This is a genomic window from Duncaniella sp. (genome assembly GCF_029056165.1).
GTDB lineage: Bacteria > Bacteroidota > Bacteroidia > Bacteroidales > Muribaculaceae > Duncaniella.
The window spans coordinates 85089-105519 of record NZ_JAIDBW010000035.1; the positions used below are offsets into that span (position 1 = coordinate 85089).

General features: G+C 49.0%; 15 protein-coding genes and 1 pseudogene. 8 read left to right on the forward strand and 8 right to left on the reverse strand.

The genetic code is table 11. The annotated features are described in order from the left end of the window. The first annotated feature begins 292 nt into the window (after positions 1-292). The 3 genes from recJ to K2G41_RS07790 all read left to right on the forward strand — a co-directional run bounded on the left by recJ (position 293) and on the right by K2G41_RS07790 (position 6102). A complete protein-coding gene (gene recJ / locus K2G41_RS07780; RefSeq protein WP_300117022.1) occupies positions 293-2014 on the forward strand; it encodes a single-stranded-DNA-specific exonuclease RecJ in 1722 nt (573 codons plus the stop codon). 37 nt (positions 2015-2051) lie between these two features. Beyond that, positions 2052-3956 (forward strand): ATP-dependent DNA helicase RecQ, encoded by a 1905-nt coding sequence (locus K2G41_RS07785; RefSeq protein ID WP_300117024.1) that lies wholly within the window; start codon positions 2052-2054, stop codon positions 3954-3956. A gap of 109 nt (positions 3957-4065) precedes the next feature. After that, on the forward strand, positions 4066-6102 hold the full coding sequence (locus K2G41_RS07790; RefSeq protein ID WP_300117026.1) for an alpha-glucuronidase: 2037 nt from the start codon (positions 4066-4068) through the stop codon (positions 6100-6102). A gap of 101 nt (positions 6103-6203) precedes the next feature. Here the strand turns inward: K2G41_RS07790 and metF are convergent, their stop codons facing one another. From metF to K2G41_RS07810, 4 genes are all read right to left on the reverse strand, one after another. After that, positions 6204-7157 (reverse strand): methylenetetrahydrofolate reductase [NAD(P)H], encoded by a 954-nt coding sequence (gene metF, locus K2G41_RS07795; RefSeq protein WP_300117028.1) that lies wholly within the window; start codon positions 7155-7157, stop codon positions 6204-6206. A gap of 42 nt (positions 7158-7199) precedes the next feature. Further along, a complete protein-coding gene (locus K2G41_RS07800) occupies positions 7200-7865 on the reverse strand; it encodes a WbqC family protein (protein WP_300117030.1) in 666 nt (221 codons plus the stop codon). 27 nt (positions 7866-7892) lie between these two features. After that, positions 7893-9362, reverse strand: a complete 1470-nt coding sequence (lepB, locus tag K2G41_RS07805; RefSeq protein ID WP_300117032.1) for a signal peptidase I — start codon at positions 9360-9362, stop codon at positions 7893-7895. A gap of 100 nt (positions 9363-9462) precedes the next feature. After that, positions 9463-10254 carry a dihydrodipicolinate reductase C-terminal domain-containing protein gene (locus tag K2G41_RS07810; RefSeq protein ID WP_300117034.1) on the reverse strand — a complete coding sequence of 264 codons (792 nt, stop codon included), beginning with the start codon at positions 10252-10254 and terminating at the stop codon, positions 9463-9465. Between the two features lie 220 nt (positions 10255-10474). On the opposite strand from K2G41_RS07810, the gene K2G41_RS07815 reads away from it, so the two are divergent. The 5 genes from K2G41_RS07815 to K2G41_RS07835 all read left to right on the forward strand — a co-directional run bounded on the left by K2G41_RS07815 (position 10475) and on the right by K2G41_RS07835 (position 14883). After that, positions 10475-11080 (forward strand): SIS domain-containing protein, encoded by a 606-nt coding sequence (locus K2G41_RS07815; protein WP_300117151.1) that lies wholly within the window; start codon positions 10475-10477, stop codon positions 11078-11080. Continuing rightward, positions 11077-11940, forward strand: a complete 864-nt coding sequence (locus K2G41_RS07820) for a hypothetical protein (RefSeq protein WP_300117037.1) — start codon at positions 11077-11079, stop codon at positions 11938-11940. The genes K2G41_RS07815 and K2G41_RS07820 overlap by 4 nt, the downstream gene beginning before the upstream one ends. A gap of 77 nt (positions 11941-12017) precedes the next feature. Next, entirely contained in the window at positions 12018-13034 is a 1017-nt protein-coding gene (locus tag K2G41_RS07825; RefSeq protein ID WP_300117039.1) for a hypothetical protein, read from the forward strand. A 28-nt stretch (positions 13035-13062) separates the two neighbouring features. Then, on the forward strand, positions 13063-13533 hold the full coding sequence (gene ribH, locus K2G41_RS07830) for a 6,7-dimethyl-8-ribityllumazine synthase (RefSeq protein WP_300117041.1): 471 nt from the start codon (positions 13063-13065) through the stop codon (positions 13531-13533). Between the two features lie 69 nt (positions 13534-13602). After that, positions 13603-14883: a DUF2851 family protein gene (locus K2G41_RS07835; protein ID WP_300117043.1), complete on the forward strand. Its 1281-nt coding sequence runs from the start codon at positions 13603-13605 to the stop codon at positions 14881-14883. A 414-nt stretch (positions 14884-15297) separates the two neighbouring features. On the opposite strand, the pseudogene recA reads toward K2G41_RS07835, so the two are convergent. The 4 genes and pseudogenes from recA to K2G41_RS07855 all read right to left on the reverse strand — a co-directional run. Beyond that, positions 15298-16335 (reverse strand): annotated as a pseudogene (gene recA, locus K2G41_RS07840) (recombinase RecA); the annotation flags it as partial. A 434-nt stretch (positions 16336-16769) separates the two neighbouring features. Beyond that, complete coding sequence (locus K2G41_RS07845) at positions 16770-17210, reverse strand: hypothetical protein (protein ID WP_300117045.1); 441 nt, start codon at positions 17208-17210, stop codon at positions 16770-16772. A gap of 14 nt (positions 17211-17224) precedes the next feature. Next, positions 17225-17989, reverse strand: coding sequence for a hypothetical protein (locus tag K2G41_RS07850; RefSeq protein ID WP_300117047.1), 765 nt, complete (start codon positions 17987-17989; stop codon positions 17225-17227). Positions 17990-18540: 551 nt separating this feature from the next. After that, complete coding sequence (locus K2G41_RS07855; protein ID WP_300117049.1) at positions 18541-20238, reverse strand: hypothetical protein; 1698 nt, start codon at positions 20236-20238, stop codon at positions 18541-18543. Between the last annotated feature and the right edge of the window lie 193 nt (positions 20239-20431).

Here is a 20431-nt window from a genome sequence, read left to right on the forward strand (position 1 = left end):
TTATAATTCCTTTTTGTTTGGATTAAAGGATTAATAACATTTCTTATGCCAATTTATCCAAATATTCTCCGTACTTTTGCAAATAATAGGGGCAGTATATCCTGACGTGTGCAAAGCACACTCGGACTATACCTGAGACCGCCACACGGCGTGTGGATAAAGCGTCACATAAGCCCCGGCTCCTCATACACATCTCTCCGATATCCTCCGACATATCGGGGATTGCAGATGGCCTGTATAATCTGCCCAATCCCCGACCGCCTTCTTTTGAAATAAAAAAGAAACAACATAAATGACTAGTAAATGGAATTACAGTCCCCTTACATCCGACGAACAAGAAGTGGAGTCCGGCCTTGCGAAACGCTATGCCGGAGTGCCGCCTATTAGCGAGCTGCTGGTGCAACGGGGCATTTCCTCTGTCGAGGAGGCGGAAAAATTCTTCCATCCCTCACTGAAGGACATGCACGACCCGTTCATGATGCCGGACATGGATAAAGCCGTCAACAGGCTGAACCGTGCCATGGGAGCAAAGGAGCAGATAATTGTCTATGGCGATTATGATGTCGATGGCACTACTGCCGTCGCTCTCGTCTATAAGTATCTGCGTAATTTCTACTCTCATATCGACTACCTCATCCCGACTCGCAACGAGGACGGATACGGCATCTCGAAAGCCACCATCGACGCGGCCGCCGAACAAGGGGTCAAACTCTTCATCATACTTGATTGCGGAATCAAGGCGACCGAAGAGATCGAATATGCCCGGACTCTGGGCATCGACTTTATAATCTGTGACCATCACGTGCCCGACGAGACTCTACCGCCGGCGGTGGCCATACTGAATCCCAAACTCGAAGGGAGTCCCTACCCGTGCCCTCACCTGTCGGGCTGCGGCGTGGGCTATAAGTTCATGCAGGCCTTCGCCATGTCCAACGGTCTCGGAAGTGCCGAACTCGAAGGGATGCTCGACCTCGTGGCTGTCTCCATCGCGGCTGATATCGTGCCGATGGTGGGAGAGAACCGCATAATGGCCTATCATGGCCTTAAACGGCTCAATTCCAATCCCAACATGGGATTGCGTGCCATAATCCGTATATGCGGACTCTCAGGACGCGAGATCACCATAAGCGACGTCATCTTCAAGATCGGACCCCGCATCAACGCATCTGGACGTATGCAGAGCGGCAAGGAGGCCGTGGATCTTCTCGTGGCGCGCGACGTCATGGATGCCTACAACCGTGCCAAGGAGATCGACCGCTACAATCAGGACCGCAAGGAGCTTGACAAGCAGATCACTGACGAGGCCAACGCGATCCTTGAGGAACATCGCGAGACGCTCTCCGACAAAAAGTCGATAGTCATCTACAACAAGAACTGGCACAAAGGCATCATCGGAATAGTCGCATCTCGTCTGACAGAGCTTTACTATAAGCCTTCGGTCGTCCTGACCTTCTCAAACGGCTTAGCTACCGGCTCATCGCGTTCGGTGCAGGGATTCGACGTGTATCGTGCCGTCGAATCGGTGCGTGACCTACTCGAAAACTTCGGAGGACACACCTACGCCGTAGGCCTCTCGCTCAAAGAGGAGAACATCCCGGAATTCACACGCCGTTTCGAGCAGTTTGTCGCCGACAATATTCGTCCTGATCAGCTCACACCGCAGCTCGATATCGACGCCTACCTCACATTCTCGGAGATCACTCCTGAGTTCCTCGGACTGCTGCGTCTCTTCAATCCATTCGGACCGGGCAATAACAAACCGGTGTTCTGCACCCGCGGAGTCACCGATTTCGGCACATCTAAACTCGTGGGCCGTCACAACGAACACATCAAGCTCGATCTTGTCGATCCGACATGCGGTAAGGTAATGAACGGCATTGTATTCAACAGTGCCGAGCACTTTGACCACATTCACTCCGGCAAACCGTTCAGCATCTGCTACACCATTGAGGAGAACAAGCATAAAGGAGGCTCGGCAATCCAGCTTTTTGTCAAGGCTATCCATCTCGAATAGGCCGGTCTGACCCCACAGTCCATTCCACTCTCCGACGATGCCACAGAGCGTACTGAAAACATACTGGGGCTACGACGCCTTCCGTCCGCTGCAGCGCGAGATAATCGATTCCGTGCTTGCAGGCCACGACACTCTCGGACTCCTTCCGACCGGAGGTGGCAAGTCCATCACATTTCAGGTCCCGGCACTACTGTTGCCGGGACTTACCATTGTCGTGACGCCGCTTATATCCCTGATGAAAGATCAGGTGGATAATCTCCGCGAACGCGACATCCGTGCCGTTCACTTCCACACCGGACTCACACGCCGTGAGGCTGAACTTGGTCTGACCAGATGCCGGCTCGGAAAGGCAAAACTTGCCTACGTCTCGCCCGAACGTCTCCAGAACGACAATTTCATGGCCGAGTTGCGCACCATGAAGATAAGCCTGATCGTAGTGGATGAAGCCCACTGTATCTCCCAATGGGGCTATGATTTCCGGCCGTCATATCTTAAAGTCGTACGTCTGCGTGAGATCGTCGGTTATAACGTACCCGTCCTTGCCCTGACCGCATCGGCCACTCCCGAAGTCACCGCCGATATCATGCGCGAGCTTCACTTTTCCGAACCGAAAGTGTTTGCACGCTCATTCTCACGCGACAACCTGTCATACATCGTGCGCTATACCGACTTCAAAGAGGAAGTGCTCTTGCGCGTGCTCCGTGCTACGACGGGATGCGCCATAGTCTATGTCCGTTCGCGCCGCCGATGCCGTGAGATCGCACAGATGCTACTCCGCGAGGGGATCAGTGCCGACTACTATCATGCAGGTCTCGATCCGGAAGAGAAGGAATTGAGGCAGAACGCTTGGAAAAATGACCTTGTGCGCGTGATCGTCGCTACAAATGCGTTCGGAATGGGCATTGACAAACCGGACGTGCGCACCGTGATCCACCACGACCTCCCTTCGTCACTCGAAGAATACTATCAGGAGGCAGGACGTGCCGGGCGCGACGGACGTGAATCATTTGCAGTAGTGATAGCCTCACAGCGCGACAAAGCCTCTCTCTCGCGCCGTCTCAGCGAGAGCTTCCCCGAAAAGGACTTTATCAGGCGTGTCTATGAGCTTACCGGAAATTTCCTCGACGTAGCCGTCGGCGACGGTTACGGACAGCTCTTTGAATTCAGTCTCGAACAGTTCTGCCGTACATATTCACTGCCACCCGCGCCTACAAGGAGTGCCCTGCATATCCTGACACGAGCCGGATATCTGGAATATATCGAGGAAACGACCTCATCGTCACGCATGATGGTGATAATGAAAAAAGATGAGCTCTATGACCTTGACCTCACGCCTGAAGCCGAAGATGTGTTCCAGTGCATACTACGCACCTATACAGGGCTCTTTGCCGACTATGTGCGCATAAGCGAGATCACCATAGCCCGCTCCACAATGCTGTCGTCCGAACAGGTCTATCAGGCTCTCCTCTACCTCGGCCGCATACATGCCATACACTATATCCCGCGACGCACCACACCTTACATATACTACACCACCTCACGCGAACTGCCTAAACATATCGTGATCCCGACAGAAGTTTATGAGCGACAGCGCGAGAGAATGGCAAGGAGACTCGATGCCATGAAAGAATTTGTCTTTTCATCGTCGCAATGCAGGGTCAGAGGTATGCTCCGCTACTTCGGTGAGGAAGAGGCTTCCGATTGTGGCAAATGCGATGTCTGCCGTTCACGCCTGAAAGCAGCCTCCCGCTCTTCATCCGCTGACGATGACGACCTCCGTAAAAGCATCATCTACCGTGCGACGCAACCGGGAGGTGCGGAAGTCGGAAGTCTTCTCACAGACTTGCGTGGGAACCGCGAAAAGATCATAGCTATCATCCGTGAGCTTGCCGATACAGGCCATATCAACCTCACAGGTCAGAGAATAACGGCTCAGCCGTAATAAGCCTACCTACAAGACGCTTACAGTCTCTGACCGCTACTTACCTCAGGCATGACGGCCAACAATCACAACATAAACGATCACTCCTTCCAACTCTTCTGTATATCCCATGCGCTATATCCGCCACATTATTCTCACAATACTGTTCTTTGTTCTGATCTTTCAGACATCGGTCACAACTTACGGATCATCCGTCGGATGGCTTCCGGAGCTGAACCAAAAGCCTACCAAGGTAAAGGTCATTAACGACTCCAAAGAACCCTCGGCGACTCTGGAGATAGCTGTCAATGAGTTGCGTCGCCATTGGAAAGGAGGAGCTGTCACTATCCATAACGGCCATTGTTCCTACGGACTGAAACAAAACGGCTTCCGGATAAAGCGTGATGGTAAAAAAGCTGACATCTATGCTGCCGATGATCTTGGTATGCTCTATGGTGTCTATGCCCTCTTGCGTCAACCGGCCAGCATGAAAAAGTACGATCTGACCGACAATCCTTTCTATGATCTGCGTCTCCTGAACCACTGGGATAATCTCGACGGCAGTGTCGAACGCGGCTATGCAGGTAAATCCCTCTGGAACTGGGATGAGCTTCCCTCAGTCCTTTCACCACGCTACGAAGAATATGCGCGCGCCAATGCCGCCATCGGTATTAACGGAGTGGTAATCAACAATGTGAATGCCTCTCCCAAAATCCTTACCGAGGAGTATCTTCTGAAGGTTGCAGCCCTTGCCGACCTCTTTCGGCCATACGGAATAAAGGTATATCTATCGGTCAATTTTGCCTCCCCAATGGTGCTTGACGGTCTTCCGACAGCCGATCCGCTCGACCGTAGGGTCATAAGATGGTGGAACGACAAAGCCGAAGAAATCCATAACCTCATCCCCGATTTCGGTGGTTTCCTCGTGAAAGCCAATTCGGAAGGACAGCCCGGCCCTATGGATTTCGGACGTAGTCATGCCGACGGTGCAAATATGCTTGCAAAAGCACTCGGAATCTATGGCGGGATCGTGATGTGGCGTGCGTTTGTATATTCACCTGCCGATGCCGACCGTGCAAAACAGGCTTATCTGGAATTTCAACCGTTTGACGGACAGCTTGAACCCAACGTGATCATTCAGATAAAGAACGGTCCTGTCGATTTTCAACCGCGTGAACCCTACTCGCCCCTTTTCGGTGCGATGCCGCAGACTGATGAGATGGTGGAGTTTCAGATAACACAGGAATATCTCGGCCATGCCAATCACCTTGCTTTCCTCGCACCGATGTGGACCGAATTTTTCGATTATGTAAAGCCCGTATCCATCAAGGCCGTGGCAGGTGTGGCGAATATCGGCGATGATGCAAACTGGACCGGAAATCCTCTCGCACAGGCCAACTGGTATGCCTTCGGCCGTCTTGCATGGAATCCATATTTGTCAGCAGACAGTATCGCCGATGAATGGCTGTCCGAAACGCTTGTCAACAAAGCGACCGTCCCCACCGGTATCTATAACTCGCTAAAGGATATGCTGACTTCAAGCCGCGAGGCAGTGGTTGACTATATGATGCCTCTCGGCCTCCACCATCTGTTTGCCTTCGGCCATCACTATGGACCTGAACCTTGGTGTGATGTCAAAGGCGCACGTCCCGACTGGCTTCCCAAATACTATCACCGTGCCGACAGCGCGGGTCTTGGCTTCGACCGGTCGCCGGGAGGCAGTAATGCTGTCAGTCAATATCCGGCACCGTTGCGTCAGCGGTTAGCTTCAATGGATAGCTGTCCGGAAGAGTTTATCCTATGGTTTCACCACGTGCCTTGGGATCACCGCATGAAGTCGGACAATACACTGTGGGAGGAGCTGTGTAAGGCATATCAGCGCGGTGTCGATAAGGTCGCTTCATATCAACCTGTCTGGGAATCGGCACGTCCCTACGTGGATGAGACCATCCATGCAGACGTGAGCCGCAGACTGGAGACACAACTACGCGATGCACGCTGGTGGCGTGACGCCTGTCTGCAATACTTCGCACAATTCTCCGGTATGGAAATTCCTTCAGAGATCGCTGTCACGATGACACTGCTGGAGGATCTGAAGAAAATCAAACTCCCCATCACCAACCACGAATCCCCCTCCCCGGCTCTCCTCGACACCCTCCGCCCGTGAGGTAAATGAGTCATCAAGCAGGATTATTCCAATCCGTTTGTGGCTGTGTCAGCATTAACCTTCAATATTCCCACTCCCCCCTTTATTGGGGAGCATCCGGATCAATAGATCGCAGAGGCGACCCGACGGACTGAATCGGAGGCCATGAGGGTGTAAAAGTGGATACTTGGCACTCCATGCGACATCAGCTCCCGACATTGATTGATGCACCATTCGACACCGACTTCCTTCACCTCATCATCGGAAGTGCATTTACGCAGTTCTGCCGCAAAGGGTTCGGGTATGTCGGAACGGAACACTCGCGGAAGCACATTGAGCTGGTTGCGGAACACTACCGGTTTTATTCCCGGAATAATAGGAACGGTGATACCGGCCTCACGGCAACGTTCAACGAATGAATAGTATTTCTCGTTGTCGAAAAACATTTGTGTCACCAGATAGTCAGCTCCGGCTTCCACTTTCTGACGGGCATAATAGAGATCCGATTCCATATTCGGAGCCTCCTCGTGTTTCTCCGGATAGCAGGCCATCCCATAGCTGAACGGAGTGGCATTAGCCTCGAAAGTCTCACCGTCGGCATAGATGCCACGATTGAAATCATTGACCTGCGCCTGCAGATCGGTAGCATGAAGATTGACCTTTGAGGGATCGGCAGTCTTCTCCGGTCCTTTGGAATCGCCACGGAGCAGCAGGAGGTCATGCACACCAAGGAAATTGAGGTCAATCAGGGCATATTCAGTCTCGTCACGTGTAAAACCCTTACATATAATGTGGGGGACTGCAGTAATACCATATTTATTCTGAATTGCCGACGCTATGGCCACCGAGCCGGGGCGTTTACGCATCTTCTGCGGGCGATAGCTACCGTCGGGCATCTCCTTGAAGATCATTTCACTACGGTGAGAGGTGATATTGATGTACTTGGGATCAAATTCACGCAATTTGTCTATGATATTATAGACTTTTTCAATACTGTTGCCTTTTAGCGGCGGAAGGATCTCAAAAGAGAACGCGGTCGAACCGGGACGCGCAGTGAGATGATCAATTACTCTCATGACATTTATAAATTTATATTCTGACGTTAATTGCTCTTTGGTTTATTTAGAAGGAGACTCCGAGAGCCGATCAAGATACACCACTGCTTCAGGTCCAAGATTGAATATCAGATCAAGTACGGACAGGCCGGAGATAAAACCGAGCTTATCCTCCCTCACCTGCCAATAGGGAGGCAAATCATCGTAACCCACAGCGTAGTCATCCGGACTGGCGGGAAGCATCTCACCTCCGCTTGCTTCATCAAGCATACCATCCTGCGCGGACACAACCGGAGCAGGAAGCAGCAGTCTAGCGCGAATCCATCCGTCCCAAGCATCAGAAAGATCACGCAGCAACGGGAAACGCTCCTCAACGCCGGATGTAAGCATCGGCAGAAGCGCATCGAAATAATATTCAAAGAACGGTGTACGGCCGTAGGCACTTTCAAGAGCCACACGGTGGACATCCCACCATTTTCCATGATCGGATATGCGCACATCTCCCCACGAGCAACGACTGCTCTCAGGTTTTGCTATCGGCACGGTAAATTCGAGACGGCCACGGGTATCGGCTATGGCAAAACGGTGTGTATCCTTGAAACGCTTGTCAAAACGTCTGCCCCAGTCAATGGAGGTAGCACCGGCCAAGCGCACACGCAGATAGTGGGCCACCGATCCGCAAAAGACCGGAGGCAACACCACAATATCTTCAGTCAGAGAAATTTCCACCGGATAAGCCTTTAACTTTACACCATATCAATACTCATCCACATTAGCCTTGCGGAAGATTCTGTTCCAGCGGATGCCCCCGTTAAAGATGGAATGATCCTTATCGAAGGATATGAGCACACGTTCAGGACGACCCACGATGTGATCCTCAGGCACAAAACCCCAGTAACGGGAATCGAGAGAGTTATCGCGGTTATCACCCATCATGAAATAGTAGTCCATCTTGAACGTATAGGTATCTTGCGGCTCACCGTTGATCCATAGTTTACCATCGCGGTATTCGGCATCGGAATTACCCTCATAGTCCTTGATGACGCGCCCGTAGATCTGCCATGCACGCGGCCCCATGACCAGACGCGCACCCTTTTTAGGAATCCACAGCTCGCCGTAGTCCGACCGCGTCCAGTCAAGACTCACGACATCGGGGAACAGTGGTTCACCCTTAGGTGCGGGCATCTTCATCACCTTGGCGATATCAGGGTCTGACTCAAGGGCTTTGACCATTGCAGGGGTGAGGGGTGAGGCATAGATCGAGGGGACTGAACCGTCAGGGTTGACCGTGAATCCGAGCGAACGAAGTCCGGGGGTGTCCTCCTGACTGACCGGCACTTCATGGCGGTCATCGACAGAGATTCCGAGCTCCTCCCAGTCTGCTTCGGTCATCGAACCATTCTTCACCTGAAAATAGTAGTTGTACTGCACATTTTCAGGCTGCTTTATAGGTTCACCGTTGATATAGATGACCCCATCAACAATCTTGATACGCTCACCGGGCAGACCGACTGCACGCTTGACGTAATTCTCACGCCGGTCAACAGGACGGTAGATCACCTCGCCGAAAGTCTGGGGATTATTGTAGATGGCATCACGGCCATACATTTTGACAAGAGTATAGTAGTCGGGATTCTGCACCTTCACGGCCACCGTATCACCCGCAGGGAAATTGAACACGACAATATCGCCACGCTGCACCTCACCCAGACCTTTAAGACGCTTGTAGCTCCACTGGGGAGATTCGAGGTAGGACTTGGTATTGATGATGGGGAAGGTATTCTGCACGAGCGGGAAATGAACCGGAGTCATGGGGACACGGGGTCCGTAGGCCATCTTGTTTACCCAAAGATAATCGCCGACAAGAAGTGACTTTTCCAGCGATGACGACGGGATCTGATAGTTCTGTCCGATAAAAGTAAAGACAAAATAGACGAGGATAAGGGCATAGACAATAGCATCCACCCAACTCATGACCGCACGCACGGTAGCGTTTTTCGACTTCTTCCACCATGTCAGAGGTATATAGCCCGTGATGTAGATATCGAAAAGGAGAAACCAGAAAAGGGCCACCCACCAGCTTCCGAGCCATGCCACCCAGATGAAAAAGATGAGCGATACGAGACCGAAACGTATCCAGCGTGTAGGACGGTTATCTTTCACGCGGCGGATGAAATCCTCGGTGAAACTTTTTGACTCCTGTTGCGGAGAGGTAGTTGTTGACATTTACGGAGAAGGGGGAATATTTTTAAATTTTTGCTTTAGCTATGCTTCGGGCCATACCGATGGCCGAAACCGTTTTGTATAAAAAAATCGGTTAAGATATTCAGAGAAGTTCCGACATCATTTCCTCGATAGTGAATATGCCTTTCTTACCGGCGATCCACTCGGCGGCCATGACAGCTCCGAGAGCGAAACCGTCGCGGCTCTTGGCACGATGCGTGATCGAGATGCAATCGACAGGTGAATCCCAATCGATGGTGTGCGTACCGGGCACTTCACCTTCGCGCATACTCAACACCGGAAGAGCGTCTGACGCAATTTCAGGAGCATCGACCTTCGCGGCCAATTCCTGCGGAGTCATCGAAGCATTGGTCTCATCGATCCATACCATACCCTCGTCGGCCCAAGAGTTGACGCGCTCGTTCTCAGAAATGATACCCTCGGCAAGAGTGATGGCCGTGCCTGACGGATGGTCAAGCTTATGCACGTGGTGAGTCTCGTAGAGATGCGGTTTGTACTGGGGAAGATGGCTCATGAGCGAGGCCAGCTTACGGTTGATTATGTTGAAAATATTGACTCCGATGGAGAAATTGCTTGACGCGAGGAGTGCACCTCCTGCATCCACGACACTCTTCTCCACCTCGTCACGGCGTGAAGCCCAGCCTGTGGAGCCACAGATGACGGGCACACCGGCAGCGGCGGCGCGCATCACATTGTCAGGAGCAGTGGAGGGAGTGGTGAATTCAATGGCGGCATCGGCTGTAGCGAAAGCCTCGCCTTCTATATCGGCGGAGTTATGGAGATCGATTATCGAAACTATCTCATGGCCGCGTTCGCGGGCTATGCGTTCGATGGCGTGACCCATCTTTCCGTAACCTATCAGAGCTATTTTCATAACTTTATTTAGAGTGTTGGTTCAGTATATTGTGCAAAATTACAAAAAAATCCATTTATTTTGTAGGGATAGACTAAAATCCGTATATTTGCAGTAGGGAAGCCGGTGTCATTTTTCACAATGTCCGGATCTTTATATCTCCCCTTCTTTCGTTTCCAATTTCAGAAAAAACACAGTATCTAAGTAAAAAAGATTACACAAGGTCATGCATCAGATTTCCATCAGGGAGTCAATGAAGCAGATCATAGAGGCAGAGGCCCATGCTCTTCAAGCGATTCCGTACAGCGACGCCTATGAAAAGGCCGTCGGACTGATAATCGAGCATGTACATCGTCGCGGTGGGAAACTCGTTGCCTCAGGCATGGGCAAAGCGGGGCAGATAGCCCTGAACATAGCCACTAAATTCTCCTCGACGGGTACGCCCGCCGTCAGCATTCATCCATCGGAGGCACAGCACGGCGACATCGGCATGCTCCAGCCGAACGACATCATGCTCCTCGTCTCAAACTCCGGTCATACCGCCGAAGTGGTCGAGCTGGGAGCTATAGCCAAGCGACTTTACCCGGAAATTCCGATAATCGTCCTGACAGGCGATGACAAAAGTGAACTTCCGCGCATGGCAGACGTTACACTTTTGACCGGTGGACCTGACGAAGTCTGTCCGCTCGGTCTGACCCCTACCACTTCGACCACGGTCATGAGCGTCATCGGTGACGTGCTTGTGGCCTCGGTCACACGATTAACAGACTTTACAGCCGAGGAGTATGCCAAACGACATCAGGGAGGCTCTCTCGGATACAAATCACGAAAGGAAGCAGATATATGAACAAGGCTATCTACATCGGAGAACTGGCACTCAGCGTCTCGCTGTGTGCCGATGGCCATGCCGAAACCGGCGTGGGAGACTGGGCTGTGAACGCAGCCGTGATCGACGGACGCATGGAACTCCCGACCATCTGGGTCGGAGAAGCTGCGGCCGGAACAGTCGGTGACCATATCCTGAAATATCTTCAGGAGGCAAATGTCGGCACGGAATCCATCGACCGCTTCACCGAAGGAGTGAGTCCGGTAAGAGTGTTTGCCGGCGATGACTCCTCGACCACAGTCGATCACAGCAAATATCCGGCCGAACCGATGAATGCCATCTGGCCCCGGATCGACGAGGGTGATATTATTATCTACGGCTCTTACATGGCTCTTGAGACCCGCAATCACGCCCGTATGATCGACTTCCTGAAATATGCGAAGGCACGCAAGGCCTATCTCGTATATCTCCCCTATTTTGAATCTCATCAGGTGCCGCGTATCACCCGTGTGATGCCTTCTGTGTTCGACTGTCTCGAACTCGCTGACCTCGTCGTGGGACGTGATGCCGATATCCGTGCCATCTTCCCGACAGGAAGCATGGATGGTGTATTCAAGGATCATATCCTCTTTTACTGCCGTCGTTTCCTCCACATAGATCCCGCAACCAAAGTGATGCGCTTCTTCGAGGGGGATCAGTCGTGGACACGCCAATGTCATCCTACCACGAATACCGAATTTCAATGGAGTGCGGGCGCACTCGCAGGTATCGTCCGCGCGCTCACCGAAGGAAAGCGCGATGCTGACGACATCATGGCTTACGGCAATGAGACCGCTCACAGCGAACTGGCCACGACCATCAGCCATCCCTGCATAAAATAATATCAGTCCCCGCTACGCACTATCCGACGGATCAACACCATCCCCCAACCCATTTCCCCCAACCCCGAAGCATCTAAATGAAAGCTATCTCGCTCGAAGGTCTGTTTGCAAAACCGACCACCGACATATCCTCGCTCCGCACCCTGATGAAGCGCAACCGTTCCATGTCGGAACTCCGTCACGCCATAGGTGAGGTGGAGTTTGACACTGCCTACGATTTTCTGCGCACGACAGCCATCGAGATGGTCGAACGTGGGGAAATCGACAAGGCGATACAAGATGTTGAGGAAATCGACGCGCTGATCACACGTTCGGGTGAGGAGGATCATGCCCTGCTTGACATCCATGCAGCCCTCCTCCAGATACTGACCGCTCTCTTTATCGAGAAGGAGGACACTGAAGCTGCGACAGCAACCGCAGCCTCGGTGCTGACCCTGCTCTCGCAGGAAGCCAAGCGCAAGGATGAACCCTTTCTGCAGATACTCGGCGCGTTGCTCTACGACATAGCATTCCTCCATACCCAACGCAAGGAATACAAGCAGGCAGAACGCGAACTGTCAAAGGCTCTTAAAATATTCGAACGTCTCGCCAAGAGCAATCCCGAACGATACGCCTCACTCCACGTGATGGCTCTCAACGCAGCGACGGCCACTTACCGTAACCGCGTGAAGCAAGCCGAACTCCTCGCGCACTATCAGGTGGCCACTTCAACCTATCTGCAAGAGGTCAACGCTGGCGTAAGCGAGGCCACAGGCCGACTGGTAGATTCCATAAAGGCCGAAGGCGATACCCTCGCACAGATGGGACGCCACCGCGAAGCGATGCAGTACTATACCCGCGCACTGAAATATCTGACCAAGATCGAACCCGACTTCACCCTGCGCCAGCTGCAGCTGTCCATATCGCTCGGAGAGGCTATGCTGCGTGTCAGTGCCATGAAGGAAAAGGGTATCCATCTGCTCAACACCATGCTCCATAAAGCCACTAAGATCAACGCGACCGAGGAGCACCGCAGAATTGTGGATATACTGTTCAACGCCCGCAGCTCATCGCTCGACATACTCGCCATCTGGCACAAGATATTCCCGAAATAAATTAAAGAAATAACCTTAAACTACAATAATGTCACAATACAACCCAAAGAGTGCTCTCCCCGAAGTTGAAAATGTAAGAATCGCCATCGCTACCGCAGAATGGAACACACACATCACAGGTGCGCTCCGTGACGATGCCGTAAAGATGCTTAAAGACTACGGTCTGACGGACGATGATATCGCTACCGTGGATGTCCCCGGTGCTGTCGAGCTTACTTTCGCTGCATCGAAACTCATCGAGTCGGGCAATTTCGATGCTGTAATCGTGATCGGATGTGTGATCAAGGGTGATACTCCCCATTTCGACTACGTGTGTCAGAGCGTCACTCAGGGAATCACACAGCTCAATGCCGATTGCGACATTCCGGTGATATTCGGTGTGCTCACTGTCAACGAGGAGCAGCAGGCTCTTGACCGTGTCGCAGGAGGCAAAGGCAAGGAATTTGCCGAGACGGCTCTGAAGATGGTGGCTTTCAACCGTATTGCCGACGATCTCTAAGCTCCTGTCTTTCCATCTTACAACTAACCATTCTTACCCTCCAATCCATCCCCCACTCCTGACGCAAAAATGGAGCGACTGATGCAATATGTGTGGCAACATCGGCTGCTTGTGCAGACTGATCTCGTCACTGTGGATGGCCGCAGGGTATCAGTCATAGACCCCGGTCGGCTCAATACCGACGCGGGGCCTGATTTTTTCAATGCCAAGGTAAAGATCGGCGACAATCTCTGGGTCGGTGACGTGGAGATTCATGTCCGCGCAAGCGACTGGCACCGTCATCGCCACGACGGTGACCGGGCTTATGATTCAGTGGTGCTCCACGTCGTGGATAAGGACGACACGCAGATCTGCCGCAGTAACGGCGAGGTGATCCCCCAGATGCGCATGGCCTGCTCGCCGGAATTCCATTGCCGTTATCATGAGCTCGTGGATAGAGCCGACATTGACCTGCCATGTGCGCGGGAGATTCCGGAGCTGTCAAGTCTCCATCTGACTGACTGGCTTACCTCTCTTGCCTACGAACGCCTCTATGCCAAGGCGGGTCATATCGAAGATCTGCTGAAACAATATGCGGGCGACTGGGAACAGACTTGCTACGTGATTCTTGCCCGTGCCCTCGGTTTCAGCACCAATTCCGAACCGATGGAGCGTCTGGCCATGTCGCTCCCGCTGCATTTCCTGCGCAAGCACAGCGATTCAGACGTGGCTATCGAGGCTCTGATGTTCGGACAGGGAGGATTTCTTGAGAAAGCACCCAAGGATGACCCTTACGTGGCGACTCTCGATCGTGAACACCGCTTTTTCGCACATAAATTCTCGTTGAAGCCTCTCCAGCCTCTCGGATGGAAGATGGCAAGGATGCGTCCGCACAATTTTCCCCACCGGCGCATAGCCTTACTTGCACGGCTCGTGGCCTCCGACTCCCGTCTGGTAAGCCGCATAATCAAGTCGGAAGGAGTTGATGCGCTCCGTGGTATATTCAATGAACCTCTTACTGGCTACTGGGCCACGCATTTCACTTTCGGACCGGCCAGCGAACGCAGTTACGAATGTCTGAGCCGTAGTTCGACGGACATTCTTCTGATCAACGTGGCCGCACCGCTCATGATGGCCTACGGAACGCTACATGGCGATGAAGAGTTATGCAGCAGGGCCGTGGATCTGCTGCATGACTTACCGTCGGAGAATAATTCGATAGTGACTCTGTTCGGTTCGGCCGGAATAGGGAGTAAGGACGCTTTCACCTCGCAGGCTCTAATACATCTACGACGCAACTATTGCCAACCGCGCAAATGCCTCTATTGCCGCCTTGGCCATCGCCTACTCGCCGCAAAGGCAAGGAGGTAGGCACAAACCTTTCTCATCCGGAATTAGGAGTGAACTGAACAGGTAAAAATCCTCGCATCTAATAAATTGACTTACAGCAATATCACAATTGTATTTGTAGGGACGCGGCGTGCCGCGTATGCCGAATTGAATACATCAGCCTGAGATAATCAATCTGTTTGAAATACAGGCTATTACTATTTCATTCGGCATACGCGGCACGCCGCGTCCCTACAAATTCAGTGGATGTGAGGGGCTTTTGAGAGTATGGAATCAGATATCTTCCTCGATCGAGAAGTCGTCGGGGAGGTCTTCGTCATCAAAGAGAGAGTCATCGACAGCCTTGATGTCGTCAGCTGTAGGCTCGTCAGAGTCTGCCGCTTCCTTTTTGTCACCCTTCTTAGCAGTGTCTTTCTTAGCACCGGGACGTGCTTCCTTACTTTTCAGAGCCTCCATGATCAGAGCCTCAAGTTCATCGGCAAGTTCAGGATTATCCTGAATCACACGCTTGGCCGCATCGCGTCCCTGAGCGAGTTTGGAATCATTGTAGGAGAACCATGAACCGCTCTTCTTGATAATGCCGAGTTCCACACCGAGGTCAATGATCTCACCACTGCGCGAGATACCTTCACCAAACATAATGTCGAATTCAGCACGCTTGAAGGGGGGCGCAACCTTGTTCTTCACGACCTTTACCTTGGTGAGCTTGCCGAGCACGTCGTCACCGTCCTTAATGGCTGTGCTGGGACGGATATCGATACGGACAGAGGCATAGAACTTCAGGGCGTTACCACCGGTCGTTGTCTCCGACGGGCCAAACATCACACCGATCTTCTCGCGGAGCTGATTGATGAAGATACAGGTAGTGTTCGTGCGTGAGATAGTACCGGTGAGCTTACGCATAGCCTGTGACATGAGTCGAGCCTGAACACCGACGTTCTTATCGCCCATATCGCCGTCGATCTCGCTCTTGGGAGTAAGAGCTGCCACGGAGTCGATCACGAGAATGTCAATGGCCGACGAGCGGATGAGCTGCTCGGCTATTTCAAGGGCCTGTTCGCCGTTGTCGGGCTGCGCCATGAGGAGATTATTGACATCCACACCGAGTTTTTCGGCATAGAAACGGTCAAACGCGTGCTCCGCATCGATGATGGCTGCGATACCTCCCGCCTTCTGTGCCTCGGCAATGGCATGGATGGCAAGTGTGGTCTTACCTGACGATTCCGGACCGTAGATTTCAATGATTCGGCCTTTGGGATAACCACCTACGCCGAGAGCATGATTGAGGCCGATCGAACCGGTAGGGATCACCTCGACATTCTCTATGTTTTCATCGCCGAGCTTCATGATGGCTCCGCGACCGAAACTTTTCTCAATATTTCCGAGAGCTTGCGCAAGGGCGTTGAGTTTGGCCTTTGCGGGATCTGTTTCCTTCTCCTTAGCTCCCTTTATGGTTGCTTCTTTTTTTGCCATATTTATCTTGTTTTATTATTTCCAATTCATCCTTCGCTGCAAAGTTAAGACATGGCATGTGCAACAATCATGCACACATCAGCTAAACAATGTTAACAGCGGTTTCATTTTTCCGATTGCTAAGTTAGCCATTTATCAGGGAGCTGGCAAGGGATTTAAAATAAAATATCATTTTTTTTATGTTGCACCGAACCATTTCCAAGGCTAATTCGTTTTATAGACAAAGTAAAAAAACTTTTTCCATTGCAAGAAATGTGATAATGATTGGTTTATTATCTAAGCGAGAAGACGATGTGATATCATCTTCTCGTTTGGTTTTTATACCCTTGAATCTGGAATACGGAGAAGGGATATAAAAAATCAACGGATAACAAAATAGTAGATTCTCAGCTATTTTGTTATCCGTTGATTTCAGTGCGCCTTCATCGAGTTCCTTACTTATTTATGGGAGTCATTTTCTTGACGATTTCTTCCGGATCGGGGAGATCCAATTCCACACCTTCGGCAGCCATGGTGGCAATTGTTTTATTGGTTTCTGCGAGATCCCTCTTTACCGCTTCATAGATCCAGTCGGGAACACCTAACTTTGCAGCCTCCTCCGCAGAGATATCAATACGGTACTCCTGACCATCAAGTTTGAGGTGAGGATAGAGTGCAAGTGCAGCCTTACGCCGGAGACGCAGTTCGTCCTGCTTCTCTTTTGGAAGATCCTTAATAGCGTCTTCGAACTGTTCAGCTTCCGGATCCTCATAAGCCACTATAATCTCTTCACCCGTCTGAGTGTCAGACGTAGGAGTTGCTGACTGCGAACACGCAGCCATGATAAAAGACAGAGCAAGCACCATCAGTGCCTCAAAATGTTTCTTATACTTCATATTTCTAATAATTATTAATATGCGGTCCAACTACAATACCCTCCATTCATGTCTGAAGTTCTGAACTCCACAGTAGCAATTACATCTGAACCTGAAGCAGGAACGGTGACTGAAGTAGTTCTATTACATCCAATTGCACTTATCAAGGTTTTTGAATTTGTTGCACCAAATGCAGATACTGAGCACACATAAATTGGAAAGATAGCTACTTTGGGAACACACCAAAATACCACTTCAGTAGTACCACTAACTGCTTTAAAAGTAGCTTGCACAGGTTCATTCGAAAACGACTCTAATCGCCCAGCCGCCTTCATTGAACCTGCTCTTGAAAGTCTCTTAGATTTAAATGTTTCGGGCTTATATTGAATTTCAGGATTCTTGTATCTTTTTAGTGATGCTTGTATGTCAGGAAGGCTCAGAGTATCACCCTTTTCCATTTGTTCAGTCACAAATTTATTTATATCATTAATTTCTTTTAATACAATATCATATATTGTATCCCTGACTCCAAGCTTTTCTGCTTCTTGCTGTGTGAGTTCTAAAGAATATTGATTATCTGATAACACAATATATTCACCCACTATTTGAGCAGCCTTTCTTCTTTCAAATGCTAACGGTCGTTCATTTTCAGGTATTGACATCATCATCGAGTATATAGTAGGATCCATATACTGCTCTTTGGACTCTGTTGAAAATATGGGAGCTACCTCATTTGAGGCACATGAGGCTACCATTCCAATGGCCAAAATTATTATAAAATAAGTTATTATTTTCCGCATAAATACAATTTATTTACTAATACTTTTTTATTTACTAATACTTTTAGTTATAAGCACAAACTACCGACATACTTGTGTGATTCACTTATAAGCTTCAATTTATAACACCCCTCAAGATACAGAAGTCGGTCTACAAAAATATTCGGATCATCTGTTATTATGATCGGGTAATTTAGTTCTGAATCCCAAAGTTCAAACGATGTAATTTCTAATGAGTATTGTAGCAATATGGTTTTACTATCCATATTCAATTTACACATAATTCTTCTGCTCGGTGAACGTAAACCCTTTGATGGAATATCGTCAGGATCCTCTGGCTCTGATTCGGACATCTGTTCTTCCATATCTACTGTGATAGAATTATTGGCCATCGCAGGTACTGCATAATATAAAAGACAGATCACACACGTAATTAATAAAATACTTCGGTTCATACTGATTTAGTTATTTTTTGTAAAAGTACACCTTTATCCTATATATATCGAAAATTTCTAGTACGGAAATAGTACGGTTTTGTTCTTTTACATTATAACTACATCAATAGCAATTAATTATATATAGAGAATTAGAGCATCTAAAAGCTTAATATTAACTTTAGAACCAAAAATTTTATTACATAAGGTCGAACGTCGGGAGGTAATAGTACTTTTTGTACGATTCAGCAGTACAGCCATATTAGTTGGAGATATCCCAAAACGCATCAATAAAGCAATCTGGAAATCTGAATTGGAAAGATGACAATTGGTAAGAGTATCTAGACGACCTTTAAACCCAGGCGCATCATTCTCAATCACTCGTCGCAGATCATGCCATAGAGGATCATCATATTTAAGTGCCTTCCTCTTTTGAATCATCAGAGAAAGTCTGTTATATATATCCGACTGAATTAAATTTTGTCGTACTGAAAATATCTGTTTCCGATCTCTCTCTAAGACTTCAAATTCCTTTAATATTTTCTCTCGTAGAACCGTAGTTTCGGATTTGACAGATGAGTCCGTAATAAATTTATTTTGTTCAGTTGAGGATTGTTGAAGGGCTTTTATTAAAGCCAACGCTCTTTGAAGACGTACAATCTGCTGAAGATTCTTTAATCGCAAACACACAACCACGGCAATTGCTGAAATAGCTATTAGTGATACAATCAAAAGAATAATAAATAATCTATTCCTTACTCTAACAGCTGACTCCTTTTCATGCAAATGCATTTGGTAATTATAATATGAATTTTGAATTGCTGCTGCTTCTACTTCACTATTATTTAAGTAATTCTCCACAGCTTTCTTATATAGAGGGATAAAGGAAAGAAGGGTATCTTTAGGTACATATTGAGAAAAATCAGAAGAAAAAATCAGTTTGAATGCATTACGATTATTGGGATCATTACTCATAGCTAATTCATGGGCATACATGTAAGCAGTATCCGCAATTCCTGCCTTAAGATATATCCTCGCAGCTACTATAAGTGCATAATTTCTACAGAGGATATCTACTTCATCCGGTAAATTACGAATGATTTGTAGTGCTGAATCATTTTTCCCCTCACGATATAATATTGACGCTAAGTCAATTTTCATATCTGAGCGGGATACAGAAGATAAAGACGACATAAACTTTATGGCTTCGGAATTATATCTTCTCGCTGCATCTAAATTACCTATGTGAAGTTGAACCTTACACATTAGATCATTTCCATAGGCCATTTGTAGAGTATCGTTCAATAATTCTCCAATTTCTATTGATTTCTGTAAATAAGGAAGAGCCTGAGAGTACAATCTTAGACGATCCAAAACACGTGCTGTTTGACTTATTACAGGTGCGATGAATGATAAATTTTCCTTTTTCTCAGGTATAATTTGGAGAACATTTTGAAAGTGACGAAGCGCAGTGGGATAATCTCCTAAATCTGAATAAACGCGCCCAGCGTAATATAGAGAAATTGGATAAAGTGATTGATCTCCATAGGAAGAATAATAATCAACTACATCTCGGATTAGACTATCAGACTTATGAACAACATAAGCCTTATCATTTGCCTTTATAGTAAGTAAATCATAATAATGTTTATCCGATTCAGACAACTCACAGACGTTCATACTGTCAAGCAATTGAATGGCTTTCTGAGGATGTACGGAACACATACTATCTATGTATTCTAATACTTCATTATTTTCCCCGGAAGATCTACATGACATTAGTCCGAAGATGATTATTGATAATACTATGTGCCATACAACAATATTTATTTTCATTTATCAAAATATAATTTTAATATTTCAAACTCCATTTACACACGATAGCAGAGATTATTTTAGGCGTATAGGTCAAAATGGGTGCTAAAATCTCTGTAAACATACCATCAGTCAGAGATTTATTATAGCTCAAAACGTTTGAGCTATAATAAATTTCCATATTTCTATGAGGTTTGTCTCTCTATAAATCAAC

What these genes read in the sequence shown, in the direction of transcription:
- metF (WP_300117028.1), bottom strand. Translation starts at nt 7,157, where the DNA reads ATGAGAGTAATTGATCATCTCACTGCGCGTCCCGGTTCGACCGCGTTC.
- K2G41_RS07785 (WP_300117024.1), top strand. Translation starts at nt 2,052, where the DNA reads ATGCCACAGAGCGTACTGAAAACATACTGGGGCTACGACGCCTTCCGT.
- K2G41_RS07790 (WP_300117026.1), top strand. Translation starts at nt 4,066, where the DNA reads ATGCGCTATATCCGCCACATTATTCTCACAATACTGTTCTTTGTTCTG.
- K2G41_RS07855 (WP_300117049.1), bottom strand. Translation starts at nt 20,238, where the DNA reads ATGAAAATAAATATTGTTGTATGGCACATAGTATTATCAATAATCATC.
- K2G41_RS07820 (WP_300117037.1), top strand. Translation starts at nt 11,077, where the DNA reads ATGAACAAGGCTATCTACATCGGAGAACTGGCACTCAGCGTCTCGCTG.
- K2G41_RS07825 (WP_300117039.1), top strand. Translation starts at nt 12,018, where the DNA reads ATGAAAGCTATCTCGCTCGAAGGTCTGTTTGCAAAACCGACCACCGAC.
- lepB (WP_300117032.1), bottom strand. Translation starts at nt 9,362, where the DNA reads ATGTCAACAACTACCTCTCCGCAACAGGAGTCAAAAAGTTTCACCGAG.
- K2G41_RS07850 (WP_300117047.1), bottom strand. Translation starts at nt 17,989, where the DNA reads ATGCGGAAAATAATAACTTATTTTATAATAATTTTGGCCATTGGAATG.
- ribH (WP_300117041.1), top strand. Translation starts at nt 13,063, where the DNA reads ATGTCACAATACAACCCAAAGAGTGCTCTCCCCGAAGTTGAAAATGTA.
- K2G41_RS07835 (WP_300117043.1), top strand. Translation starts at nt 13,603, where the DNA reads ATGGAGCGACTGATGCAATATGTGTGGCAACATCGGCTGCTTGTGCAG.
- recJ (WP_300117022.1), top strand. Translation starts at nt 293, where the DNA reads ATGACTAGTAAATGGAATTACAGTCCCCTTACATCCGACGAACAAGAA.
- K2G41_RS07845 (WP_300117045.1), bottom strand. Translation starts at nt 17,210, where the DNA reads ATGAAGTATAAGAAACATTTTGAGGCACTGATGGTGCTTGCTCTGTCT.
- K2G41_RS07810 (WP_300117034.1), bottom strand. Translation starts at nt 10,254, where the DNA reads ATGAAAATAGCTCTGATAGGTTACGGAAAGATGGGTCACGCCATCGAA.